15 protein-coding genes are annotated in these 11725 nt (G+C 32.0%); 13 read left to right on the top strand and 2 right to left on the bottom strand.

Annotated features, from left to right (window positions below; all coding sequences use genetic code 11):
• The first annotated feature begins 9 nt into the window (after positions 1–9).
• The 13 genes from TMEL_RS03590 to TMEL_RS03535 all read left to right on the top strand — a co-directional run bounded on the left by TMEL_RS03590 (position 10) and on the right by TMEL_RS03535 (position 10015).
• Entirely contained in the window at positions 10–585 is a 576-nt protein-coding gene (locus TMEL_RS03590) for a hypothetical protein (protein WP_012056903.1), read from the top strand.
• A 240-nt stretch (positions 586–825) separates the two neighbouring features.
• Positions 826–969, top strand: coding sequence for a hypothetical protein (locus tag TMEL_RS10265; protein ID WP_180373119.1), 144 nt, complete (start codon positions 826–828; stop codon positions 967–969).
• Positions 941–1660, top strand: a complete 720-nt coding sequence (locus TMEL_RS03585) for an ATP-binding cassette domain-containing protein (RefSeq protein WP_012056902.1) — start codon at positions 941–943, stop codon at positions 1658–1660. The genes TMEL_RS10265 and TMEL_RS03585 overlap by 29 nt, the downstream gene beginning before the upstream one ends.
• Positions 1657–2619, top strand: a complete 963-nt coding sequence (locus TMEL_RS03580; protein ID WP_231109765.1) for a 1-phosphofructokinase family hexose kinase — start codon at positions 1657–1659, stop codon at positions 2617–2619. The genes TMEL_RS03585 and TMEL_RS03580 overlap by 4 nt, the downstream gene beginning before the upstream one ends.
• Position 2620: 1 nt before the next feature.
• Positions 2621–3064 carry a CBS domain-containing protein gene (locus TMEL_RS03575; protein ID WP_012056900.1) on the top strand — a complete coding sequence of 148 codons (444 nt, stop codon included), beginning with the start codon at positions 2621–2623 and terminating at the stop codon, positions 3062–3064.
• Position 3065: 1 nt separating this feature from the next.
• Positions 3066–4355 carry a tRNA (N(6)-L-threonylcarbamoyladenosine(37)-C(2))-methylthiotransferase MtaB gene (mtaB, locus tag TMEL_RS03570; RefSeq protein ID WP_012056899.1) on the top strand — a complete coding sequence of 430 codons (1290 nt, stop codon included), beginning with the start codon at positions 3066–3068 and terminating at the stop codon, positions 4353–4355.
• Complete coding sequence (locus TMEL_RS03565) at positions 4330–5073, top strand: aminotransferase class IV (protein WP_012056898.1); 744 nt, start codon at positions 4330–4332, stop codon at positions 5071–5073. The genes mtaB and TMEL_RS03565 overlap by 26 nt, the downstream gene beginning before the upstream one ends.
• Positions 5048–5350, top strand: coding sequence for a DciA family protein (locus TMEL_RS03560; RefSeq protein WP_012056897.1), 303 nt, complete (start codon positions 5048–5050; stop codon positions 5348–5350). Before TMEL_RS03565 ends, TMEL_RS03560 begins: the two co-directional genes overlap by 26 nt.
• Entirely contained in the window at positions 5340–7223 is a 1884-nt protein-coding gene (gene gyrB, locus TMEL_RS03555; RefSeq protein ID WP_012056896.1) for a DNA topoisomerase (ATP-hydrolyzing) subunit B, read from the top strand. The genes TMEL_RS03560 and gyrB overlap by 11 nt, the downstream gene beginning before the upstream one ends.
• Before the next feature lies 1 nt (position 7224).
• Positions 7225–8157 (top strand): flagellar basal body P-ring formation chaperone FlgA, encoded by a 933-nt coding sequence (flgA, locus tag TMEL_RS03550; protein WP_012056895.1) that lies wholly within the window; start codon positions 7225–7227, stop codon positions 8155–8157.
• Positions 8154–8738, top strand: a complete 585-nt coding sequence (locus tag TMEL_RS03545; RefSeq protein WP_012056894.1) for a flagellar basal body L-ring protein FlgH — start codon at positions 8154–8156, stop codon at positions 8736–8738. Before flgA ends, TMEL_RS03545 begins: the two co-directional genes overlap by 4 nt.
• Positions 8739–8748: 10 nt before the next feature.
• Positions 8749–9738, top strand: coding sequence for a flagellar basal body P-ring protein FlgI (locus tag TMEL_RS03540; protein WP_012056893.1), 990 nt, complete (start codon positions 8749–8751; stop codon positions 9736–9738).
• 10 nt (positions 9739–9748) lie between these two features.
• On the top strand, positions 9749–10015 hold the full coding sequence (locus tag TMEL_RS03535) for a rod-binding protein (RefSeq protein ID WP_012056892.1): 267 nt from the start codon (positions 9749–9751) through the stop codon (positions 10013–10015).
• A 1-nt stretch (position 10016) separates the two neighbouring features.
• On the opposite strand, the gene TMEL_RS03530 is transcribed toward TMEL_RS03535, so the two are convergent.
• Both TMEL_RS03530 and mraY read right to left on the bottom strand, forming a co-directional pair.
• Complete coding sequence (locus TMEL_RS03530) at positions 10017–10853, bottom strand: MraY family glycosyltransferase (protein ID WP_012056891.1); 837 nt, start codon at positions 10851–10853, stop codon at positions 10017–10019.
• A gap of 4 nt (positions 10854–10857) precedes the next feature.
• Positions 10858–11721: a phospho-N-acetylmuramoyl-pentapeptide-transferase gene (gene mraY / locus TMEL_RS03525; protein ID WP_041426179.1), complete on the bottom strand. Its 864-nt coding sequence runs from the start codon at positions 11719–11721 to the stop codon at positions 10858–10860.
• Positions 11722–11725: the final 4 nt, after the last annotated feature.

The raw sequence follows: 11725 nt of genomic DNA, 5'->3' as shown, positions 1-11725 counted from the left end.
AGGGATATTATGAAAAAAGCGATTTTTATGTTTGCTGTTATACTGATAATTTTAAGTGGTTGTGGTATCTTTACAAAAAATAATACTCCTTATGTTTTAATAAAAACACCTGTTGAGATAACAGATCCGTATGGAAATAAAGTTTTTGTGAAAGGGAAAGTAAATGGTTTTGATATAATTTTAAAAGATGGTTCTACGGGAATTGGAGAAAAAATTACGGAAATAAAGTCTATTTCTCTTGATACTAATATATTTGATTATGATTACGCTTTGGTTGATGGTAAGATAAATATTAACCTTAGAATGAAATCGGGGTTGCCAAAGAATATAGCGGAGGTTCAAAAGGATTTAGCGGGAAATATAATTGTGTATACGTATAATATTAATGCTACAAAATTTAATATCTGGTTGGATAATATGTTAGAGAAGGGCTGGATTGAAAATAGAAATATTTTGTCTAGTGAAGAAAACATTATTGCTGGTAATTACCTTATTTCGTTTATAAGAAAAACCCCTCCTGGTACAACGTATTTTAAAACGGGAGCATCTGGCAATGTGAAAGTGAAAAGGATACAATTAAAATAGGAGTGCCATGGGCACTCCTTTGTTTTTGATTAAATTTATATGTGAAAATAAATATAAAAACATAAAGTTTATCTAAATAATTGTGTTTAAATGATTTGTTTTCAACGGGATTTTTTAGTTGAAGAGAAAAATTTCACACAAATCCGTAACTTTTTTTGAAAAATTGTAAAAACACTTAAAAGTAAAATTAATAAAAAAAGTGTAGAATAAAATTGAGATATGATAGTGGAGGTGGTAGATTTGTCGAAGAACGTTAAGATATTATCCCAGATAGAGCTTATAAAATTAACCTCCTCTGGAAATAAAGAGGCGAAAAAGGAATTGGAAAAAAGATTGAAAGATATGGTGAACAGCGATGGAAAAAGCAAAAAAGAAAAATCTTGAAGTGATAGATTTCTCTGGATATTCTAACAATATCCCGCTTTTTGAAAATATCAGTTTTTCATTGGATGTAGGTAAGATACTTGTAATTTACGGCCCGCGTGGTTCCTCCAAATCTGCGCTTCTTCGTTCATTTTCTCGCCTAAATGAAGAGGTATACGATGATATAAAATACGATGGAACTGTAAATGTATGTGGAAAGAATTTATTTGATTACGACGTTAAAGAATTGAGAAATGATGTTTTATATATAGATACAAACTTTTTTGAAGCTTTAGATTATTTGAAGTTTGGGGAATTTTTGGAGCTTGCAACCAATGAGGAGTTGCTTTCTTTTGAGAATTATATTTCCATATTAGATGATTTTGGTGTTTTAAAGACTCTTTCGAAAGGATTTGAAACTAAACTTTCAGATTTTTACGTTTTAGAGAAGATATTAACACTTCTTTTTGTTGGTTATTTAAAAAATTCAAAAATAGTTATTTTAGATTGTATTTTAGATCACTTAGATGATGACCACTTAAAAGTTGTTTCCAAAATCTTGAAAAAAAACATGGTTTCCGCCAGAAAAACCCTAATAGTTGCCACACGCTTTTTTAAGCGCTTCCTTCCTATTGCAGATTTGTTTATTTCTCTAAAAAGTGGTAAAATTGAATTTGTAGGTGAGCCTAAAGATTATACAATTGTGAGGTGATTATTTTGCCAGTTCTTTCTGTTTGTATGAATCCTGCTTTAGACAGGGAGTTTTATATTAACAATTTTTCAGTTGATAAATTACATAGATTAGATCCTGAATATTCGCGAATGTCTCCTGGTGGTAAGGCTATTAATGTTGCTATAGATTTGGCATCATTTCGTATAAAATCAATTGTTACTGGTTTTATAGGTGGTTATGTGGGAGATATTGTTTTGTCGGAATTGAGGGAAATTTCAAATTTGATAACAACTAATTTTGTTCACATAGAAGGTGAAACAAGGGAGAATATAGTTATTATTGATGAGGTCAATCATACAATTACTGAGATAAATTCTTCAGGCCCGAGGATTCCCATTGAAGACATAGAGCATTTTTTAAGAAGGTACAAATTGATTGTACCATCTGCTGATGCTGTTGTAATTTCAGGAAGCATTTCACAGGGAATTCCCGCTCAGATATACGGGGATTTAACTAAAATTGCAAAAAAATATGGGAAAAAGGTTTTCTGGGAAACAAGGGATAATATACTAAGGGAATCTTTAAAGATAGATTCGCCGTGTATTCTCAGGCCGGATTTTAGAAAAGAACAAGTAATTTTCGGTAGAGAGCTAAATTCTGAACAAGATTATATAGATGCGGGAAAAGAATTAATAAGATATGGGGTAAAAATGGCTGTACTTTCCTATAAAATTGATTACGATATTGTTGTAACTTCTGATGGGGTTTGGTTTATACGACCTCTTGTTGAGGTAGATCATTCGCATCTTTTGGGAACAGGTGATACTTATATGGCTGCTATGATATATAAATATTTTGAAACAGAAAATTTAATTGAGATAGCCAAGTTTGGTTATGCAGCTGCCCTTGCAAAAACGTGGTACAGGGCGAAGGTTCCACCAAAGTATGAAGACATTGAAAAGGCATTAACAATGTTTAAAATTGAGAGGGTGGAGTAAGATGAAGGTTAAAGATTTCTATATTAGAGACATAACAGCCGTATTGGAAGATGAATCTGTTTCTAGGGTATTAAAGATTCTTTCCAGACAAGAAATAACAGGAGTACCTGTAGTTAATGAGGATTACAAAGTTGTTGGATTTATAAGTGAAAACGATATAATAAGAGCAGCGTTGCCAAGTTATTTTTCACTTTTACAAACTGCCTCTTTTATACCTGACTTAAACCAATTTGTTAGGAGTTTGAAAAAAATTTCAAATAAGTCTGTATCTGAAATTATGACAAAACCTGCAATTGTGATAAAAGAAGATACTCCACTTTTACATGCTGCAGATTTAATGATAAGACATAGCTTAAAGATCCTTCCTGTTGTTGATGATGGCGAGAGATTGGTTGGGGTAATTACAAGAATGAGAATTTTAGATACTGTAAGTAGGGAGGATTAAGATGAGGGTTAGTATAATAACGTATGGATGTAAGTTGAATCAATATGAATCAGAGTTGATGACCGAAAGGCTTGAAAATGAGGGTTATGTGGTCGTAAATGGAGAGGTCGAATCTGATATATATGTTATAAATAGTTGTGTGGTTACAAATGAAGCTACAAGAAAGGTAAAACAACAAATAAGACGATTAAAAAAGAGATTTCCAGATTCAAAAATAGTTGTTACAGGATGTTATTCACAGTTATTTGCAAGAGAATTATTGGAAGAAGAGGTAGACCTTATTTTAGGAAATAAAGAGAAGAAAAGGATAGAAAGTATTATTGAAAATGTCGGAGTATTTGTTGACAGAACATACTGGAATTCAGATGATTTGGATGAAGAATATGTTTTTTCATCTCTTTCTGAAAGAACACGTGCGTTTATAAAGGTTCAGGATGGTTGTACTAATGTGTGTAGTTATTGCACAATCAGGTATGCACGTGGAATGAGAATAAGAAGTAAACCAATTGAGCTTGTTGTAAGTGAGATATTAAGAATGGTAAATAAGGATTATAAAGAAATAGTGATTACAGGTTTGAACCTTGGGAAATATGGAAAGGATAAAGAAACATCTTTATTGAATTTGTTAAAGAATGTAGTAAAAATAAAGGGAGATTTTAGAATAAGGCTTAGTTCAATAAACCCAGAGGATATAAATGATGAACTTATTAAATTTATAGTAAACGAGGAAAAGGTTTGTAATCACTTACATGTACCTTTGCAGAGTGGTAGTACAAAAATTTTGGAAAAAATGAGGCGAAATTATACTCAAAGTGATTTTCTTAACCTAGCGTATAAGTTGAGAAAAGAAGATATAAACTTTTCAATTACCACGGATATAATGGTAGGCTTTCCCGGAGAAACGCAGGAAGATTTTGAAGAGACATTAAAAGTTGTAAAAGAAGTTATGTTTTCCAAGGTTCATACGTTTAGGTATTCCGATAGACCTAATACACTTGCTTATAAAATGGAAAATAAAGTGCCAGGTAATGTAAAAAAGGAAAGAGCAATAGAACTTGATAAATTTAGCAAAGAGGTTGCAAAGGAATATAGAAAGAGATTAGTTGGGAAAAGCACAAAGGTTATTATTGAAAGTTGTAAAAATAAAATATATAAAGGATACGATGAGTATTATGTTCTCCATGAAACATCAAGGGGTAATTTTGGAAATTTTGCCTATGTTAATATAATGGCTGTAACTGATGAAGGAGTGATTTCGAAATCGTATGATAGAAAGATCTCTAATCAATGATATTTTAAATGGAATAGTTGTGTATGAGACGTTAAGGGTATATAACGGAAGACCTTTTGCATTGGATGAGCACTTTAAAAGATTTTCAAAATCCCTATCTTATGTTGGCGAGAAAGTATCGTATAAAGAGTTTTTGGATGAAATAGAAAGGCATTTGGATTTTGATAGAATAAAAATATATGGGATTGTGAATAATGGTGTAAAGTTGTATTCGATTGGTGAAAATATAGAAAAAAGTAGCACTTTCAGTGTGAGAGTAGATATTTCAGACATAAGACATGCCGATCCTTTTTCAATACCACCAAGTTTTAAGGCTTTAGGTAGAGCTGATCTTTTTCTTGCAAGGAAAAATAAAGGAGAAAATTACGATGTAATATTGTTGAACGAAAAAGGTTTTGTGTGCGAAGGTAGTTTTTCAAACGTTTTCTTTATAAAAAACAACGTTATTTATACTCCTTCCTTGGAAACAGGTGTGTTAGATGGAATTACCAGAAAAAATGTAATAGAAATGCTAAAGAATATGGGGTATAAGGTTGAAGAAAAGATGGTTGAATTAAAAGAGTTATTTTATGCAGATGAGATATTTTTAACCCACACAAGTAGGGGGATTGTCTCTGTAGAATTTCTGGGAAAGTATAGATTAGAGACGAGGATTTCCAAACTTCTTTCCAAAAAGTTTGAGGAGTTTGTCAATGAAAAAATTAGCGGAAGTTTTTAAAGAACTTTCCAAAAAAAACCCACTTTTTAGAAAATTGTATATAAGTACTGTATCAAGCGAGTATTTTAAAGAGGTTATTGGTGAACCATTTAAAAACCATTGTGACGTGGTAGGCTTTAGTAAGGGAAATATATACGTTGAATGTGAAAGTATTTATGCAACAGAGCTCCAGTTTTTTAAAGAAAAGATTCGTGATAGGATAAATGAAAAATTAGGAGAAGATATGGTAAAAAGAGTAATAATAAAAGGAAAGAGGAGGCATTGGAATGGATTATAATGCACAGAATATAAAAGTTTTGAAAGGTCTTGAGCCTGTTAGACAAAGACCGGGAATGTACATAGGTTCTACAGGAAAGGCAGGGCTCCATCATCTTGTATATGAAATAGTGGATAACAGTGTAGATGAAGCGTTGCAGGGATATTGTGATAAAATTTACGTAACTATTTTTAAAGATGGAAGTGTAGAAATAAAAGACAATGGTAGGGGTATCCCAGTTGATATTCACCCAGAAACGGGTAAAAGTGCACTTGAAGTTGTTATGACTACTTTACATGCTGGGGGAAAGTTTTCAAAAGATTCTTACAAAGTTAGTGGAGGATTACACGGAGTTGGAGCATCGGTTGTAAATGCATTATCTGAGTGGTTAGAAGTGGAAGTTCACAGGGATGGAAAAATATACTATCAAAAGTACCAGAGAGGTACACCTTTAACGGAAGTTAGGATAATAGGTGAAACAGATTACCGAGGGACTATTGTAAGGTTTAAACCTGATACTGAGATTTTTTCTACAGTGGAATTTGATAGTGATACCATTTTAATTAGATTAAGAGAACTTGCATTTTTAAATCCAAATATAACTGTTGTGTTTAAAGATGAAAGGGAAAACATAGAAAAAACGTTTCATTTTACTGGAGGATTAAAAGAATTTGTGGTACATTTGAGTAAAGGTACTAGAAGTTTACATGAACCTATTTTAGTTTCTGGAGAGTATAATAGTATAAAGGTGGATGTTTGTTTTCAATACACCGCTTCTGATTTTGAAAAAATTTATTCTTTTGTTAACAATATTAGAACTGTTGATGGTGGAACACATGTAACGGGTTTTAAGACGGCTTTTACACGTGTTGTTAATGAACTTGGAAAAAAAACAGGGCAATTAAAGAAAGATACTTTAAGAGGAGAAGATATCAGGGAAGGTATAGTTGCAATAGTTAGCGTTTTAATGTCAAAAACTCCAGAGTTTGAAGGACAAACAAAATCAAAACTTGGAAATGAAGAAGTTCAAGAAGCGGTTGCAAAGGTTGTTAGAGAAAAACTTCTTGAATATTTTGAATCTAATGAAAACACTTTGAAGATAATAATTCAGAAAGCTTTAGAGGCAAAGAAAGCTAGAGAAGCAGCAAAACATGCTAGAGAAATGATAAAAAGAAAGAGTGTCTTTGGAAGTTCTTCTTTACCTGGGAAATTAGCAGATTGTATAACGAAAAAGATGGAAGAATCTGAGCTGTTCATAGTCGAGGGTGATTCTGCAGGTGGTTCTGCAAAGCAGGCAAGAGATAGAAACTTTCAGGCAATTTTGCCTTTGAGAGGTAAGATTTTGAATGTTGAAAAGAGCAGTTGGCTTAAACTTCTAAAAAACGAACAAATAAGAGATATTATTACAGCGCTTGGAACCGGAATTGGAGATGATTTTGATATTTCAAAACTCAGGTATGGAAAGATAATAATTATGACAGATGCAGATGTGGATGGGGCACACATTAGAACGTTGCTTTTAACGTTATTTTATAGGTATATGAAAGAATTAATAGATGAGGGAAGGATATATATAGCTCAACCTCCTTTATATAAAGTTAATGTAAATAAAAAAATATATTATTTTTATAGTGATGAAGAACTTGAAGAATTTAAGGAGAATTTGAAAGACAAAAAGTTTGAAATTCAAAGGTATAAAGGATTAGGTGAAATGAATCCACAGCAGTTATGGGAAACTACAATGGATCCAGAAAAAAGAAAACTTTTAAAGGTTGAAATAGAAGATGCTGAAGAAGCAGATGAGTTATTTGAAATGCTTATGGGTAGTGATACTGAGAGTAGAAAGGAATTTATCTTTAGACATGCACTCCAGGTTAAGGAGATTGATATATAAAGTGAAAACCATAGTTTTCTTTTTACTTTTTATTCCAATCTTTGTAGGTGCGGTGTACATACAATTTTTAGATGTTTCTACTGTAACTACTAATACCGTTACTATTTACGATGTGACTGCAACTTTTACAGGTATTGATGCAACTTCATTAAAGAACATTACTCTTGCCTATATTCCGGAAAATACGTCTATTGATGTAAATATAAAGTATGTATTACAAAGGTTATCAAGGGTGGCTACTCAGATTGAAGCTACCCCTACTTTTGGTTACATAAAAGTTTATTTTCCAACAATTTTAACTAATGAAAGTACTAAGGCAACATTAACCGAAGATATTGCAAAAGATTTATCTTTAAAAATTGTTCTGTCAAAATTGCCCAAGGGCGCAAAAGTAGAAATAAGTTCTTTATATGGCTTTATTGTTCCACACGATGATTTTAAATATGATGTAATCGAGTCCCCAGGTGGAAGTTTTCTTGTGCGATTTTCTTTAATAAAAGAAGGAAAGATAAGGGGATACTTTAACGTTAATCTAATTGCTGAATACATTAGGAAAATACCAGTTGCCGCAAGAAATATTAATTACGGAGAACAAATAAAAAGGGATGATGTAGTTTTTAGCGATGTTAATGTATTATCATTACATGGTACACCAGTTGATGTTTCAAGGCTTCCTATGGTTGCGAAAAAATATTTTAAGGTTGGGGAACCTATCTTTGAAGAATTTTTAGAAAAAGTACCGGATGTAGTCGTAGGACAGCTCATATTTGGTTATGTGGAATTACCAGGAGTGAAGGTACATGCACTGCTTAGGGCTATGGAAAGCGGGAATGTAGGAGATGTAATTAAGGCGCGAAACGTAGATTCTGGAAAGATTGTATATGGTGTAATTGTTGAAGGGCCTATGTTGAAGGTCGTGGAGGTGTCAAAGTGAAGAAGTTAATTCTCTATTTGTTAATTTTATCAACGGTTATTTTTTCAAATTCTATATATAATCCAAATAGTAAGTTTGGAAATATAATAGCAAGTAAAAGGGCTTCAAAAGTTGGTGATATTGTAAATATACTGGTTTATGAGACTCCAAGGTTTTCTACGAGTTCCGAAATGGATTCTTTTAAAAACACTATATTAGGTGCTATAAATAGTGGAGCTAAAATTTTGGGGGCGGATTTATCAGGTTTTTTGCCCGTTAAAGATTCTGATAAGTTGAAAAATTCAAACAAAAGTCAAACAAGTGTTATTTTGCAAATAACAGCAATAGTTAAAAATGTAGATGAATATGGAAATTTGTATGTAGAAGGTAGAAAAAATATAAAGGTGGGAAATGATTTAAGAGAGATAATAATAACTGGATGGGTAAATCCCGAGGTTATATCTCCAAAAAATACCGTAAATTCTACAGATTTAATGGAAGCACAGATTTGGGAAAATGGAAAGGTAATTTTTGAGGATGATCCTAATGAGGGAAGCTGGCTTGGATTAATTCTTTCAACTATTGCAGATTTATTTAGATGAGGTGAAAGCGGTGAAAAAGAAGGTAATAGTTCTTTTGTTGTTAGTAGCATTCTTTTCTTTTACTGCTGTTGTTAGGATAAAAGATATAGCAAAATTTAGAGGGGCAAGGGACAATCAGTTATTTGGTGTTGGTGTTGTAGTAGGTTTAAACGGAACGGGTGATGGTGGAACTTTAAATTCCCCTCTGCTTGCTAATATGTTTAAAAACTTTGGAATTCCTATTTCAGAAAGTGATATAAAATCTAATAACACTGCACTTGTTATGGTGATAGCAGATATCCCCCCTTTTTACAAGGAGGGAATGAGACTTGATGTTGTTGTAGCATCACTTGGGAGTGCAAAAAGCCTTGAAAATGGTGTTTTAATTCAAACGCCTTTGTATGGGGCAGATGGTAATGTATATGCAGTGGCACAAGGACCTGTTTCAATAGGTGGAGTGGAGGTAAAATCATCTGTAAATTTGCAAAGTAGATTTAAAGCCACAGGATATATTCCTAACGGAGCTTTGATAGAAAGGGAAATACCTTCTAATATAGTTTCTGAAAACAGTATTACAATACTGCTTCAGCATCCTGATATAACTACTGCTGCAAGGGTAGCTGTGGCTATAAATCAAAAATTTGATACAAACCTTGCAAAAGCAAAGGATCCTGCTTCAATTGTTGTAAAGGTGCCAGATGCATTTTCTGATGATATAATAACGTTTTTGTCTATTATTGAAGAACTTGAAGTAATTCCTGATCAAACTGCAAAAGTAGTTATTAACGAAAGAACTGGTACGGTTATTTTTGGTGGAAACATAAAAATTTCCGATTTTACACTAAGTTATGGAAATTTTGTGGTTAATATACAAAATGGAGAAATAGATGGCCAAGAAGCAACAATATCGAATTTAATTTCCGCTTTAAAAGCCCTTGGTGCAACCCCTCAAGACATAATAGGCATTATCCAAGAATTACATAAAGCAGGTGCTATATACGCTGAAATAAAAGTGATGTGAGGTGGTTTGTGTGAAAGTAGAATCTGTAAATCAAATAAAAGTTGATAAATTGAAAAAGGTTTCAGAAGAATTTGTTGCAAATTTTTTCTTTCAAATATTCAGAAAGATGTACGATACCGTTCCAAAATCATCTTTAATTCCAGAGAGTTTTGGGGAAAAGTGGTTTAGAGAAAATTTACTTTATGAGTATTCAAAAAACGCTGTAAAATCAGATTTAAGAGATTTAACCGATAGTGTTTACAAAGCTTTAGGAGGGAAAGTTTACCAGAAAAAATAATTTATTTTTTTGCAAGTTTTAAATGTATGATAAATAAAGGTAATGAAATTGAGAGATAAAAAAAGATGCTAATATAACTTTTTGGAAAAAGTGTAAAGGTATATGCAATTATATATGATATAGGAAGAAATGCCATTTGCAATTTTTGGTAAAGTACATGATGAAGGTGTTTTCTGTCGGCAAGAAAGGGATTTTCTTTCGAAAATGTCCTTCTTAAAAAGCTTGCAACTACTTCGTAAAAAGGATACCCAAAGAATATTGTTAAGAAAACCATATCGCTTTCCAACCTTAGTGCAGATAATAATAGCAGATAACTTGTTATTAGAACCCCACTTTCACCGATAAATAACTTTCCGAAAAAATTAAAAATAAAAATAGGCAAATAAGCCAAAGCTAAGTTGTAATTTTTAAGAGTAGAAAGATATATAATTGAAATACCAGTTGAAAGACCGTTAAATCCGTCTATCATGTTAAATCCATTAAAAAATGCAACAACCCAGAATATAGCAAAAATATCTGTAAATATATTTTTATAGCCAAATAACGTAAATGGATATTTCCATACAAGATAAATCGCGATAAGTACTTCGAATGTGAATTTTTGTTTATATGAAAGTTTAAACATATCATCTAAGATGCCAAATATGAGAAGGGACAAGAGGATGAGAAAGGGGAAATTAAAGTATATAGAAAGTATTGTAAAAAGAATAACACCACCTATTTGAGGGGTGGGAATGTTATGGTTTTTTCTTTTGTTTGGATAGTCAAGTAATATTTTGTATTTTTTGGCTATTAGTAGAATTAGTATAGTTATCAAAAAGTAGATTATTATTCTCAACTTTTCACCAACCTATAATAGATAAAGATACGATTAGATTAATTGCAGAAAAAACTCCTACTATTTTTTCTTCTTTCCATCCAAGAAGCTCAAAATGATGATGAATAGGTGACATTTTGAATATTCTCTTTTTAAATAATTTAAAGGATATTACTTGTAAAATTACACTTAAGGTTTCCACGATAAATATACTTGATGAAAATATTAGCTGAGTTTCCACGCTATGGATCATAGCATATGTTGAAAGGAATGCTCCAAGTGCAAGTGAACCAGTATCACCCATAAATAAGCTTGCTGGTCTAGTGTTAAAAAGTAAAAATGCAAGGACAGAGGAAATTAGGAAAAAAGTTGAAAAATCTTTTGTAGAAATGGAAAGAGGAAGTATAGATGTTATCCATACCCAACCTGCAAGTCCATCAAGACCATCTGTGAGATTAACAGCATTTGACGCACCTGTAATTACGAAGGTCCAAAATATATAATACGTTATTTTTGAGACATTTGTACCAAAAATAGTGTAAGAATTTGAGTATGATATTATTAAAATGGAAAAAATTATTTGTAGGAAAAATTTTTGGTAAGCTCTAAGACCCAGAGCTTGTTTTTTTAGTATGCTTGATATATCATCTAAAAATCCAATTCCTCCAAATAACAAAAGGGAAAGCACAAGAGGGAATTGCATTTTGTTTATTCCAAATATCAAAGCAACAATTATGAAGACTACACCACCTGCAGTAGGAGTCCCTGTTTTATAGTTGTGAAGGTCAGGACCTTCTTCCCTTATGTATTGTCCCAATTTAAGCTTTCTCATAAAATTAATATAGAAGAAAGTTAGAATGGCCGATGAGAAAAATGAAAGTAAATACAGTGTT

Source organism: Thermosipho melanesiensis BI429, assembly GCF_000016905.1.
GTDB classification, from domain to species: domain Bacteria; phylum Thermotogota; class Thermotogae; order Thermotogales; family Fervidobacteriaceae; genus Thermosipho; species Thermosipho melanesiensis.
Note: the sequence above shows the minus strand (reverse complement) of the source record. Positions and strands in the feature narration are given on the sequence as shown.

Excerpts from the sequence above, each read along its gene's own strand:
- TMEL_RS03590 (WP_012056903.1), top strand. The coding sequence starts at position 10 with ATGAAAAAAGCGATTTTTATGTTTGCTGTTATACTGATAATTTTAAGT.
- TMEL_RS03585 (WP_012056902.1), top strand. The coding sequence starts at position 941 with ATGGAAAAAGCAAAAAAGAAAAATCTTGAAGTGATAGATTTCTCTGGA.
- TMEL_RS03575 (WP_012056900.1), top strand. The coding sequence starts at position 2,621 with ATGAAGGTTAAAGATTTCTATATTAGAGACATAACAGCCGTATTGGAA.
- mtaB (WP_012056899.1), top strand. The coding sequence starts at position 3,066 with ATGAGGGTTAGTATAATAACGTATGGATGTAAGTTGAATCAATATGAA.
- TMEL_RS03565 (WP_012056898.1), top strand. The coding sequence starts at position 4,330 with ATGATAGAAAGATCTCTAATCAATGATATTTTAAATGGAATAGTTGTG.
- TMEL_RS03560 (WP_012056897.1), top strand. The coding sequence starts at position 5,048 with ATGAAAAAATTAGCGGAAGTTTTTAAAGAACTTTCCAAAAAAAACCCA.
- gyrB (WP_012056896.1), top strand. The coding sequence starts at position 5,340 with ATGGATTATAATGCACAGAATATAAAAGTTTTGAAAGGTCTTGAGCCT.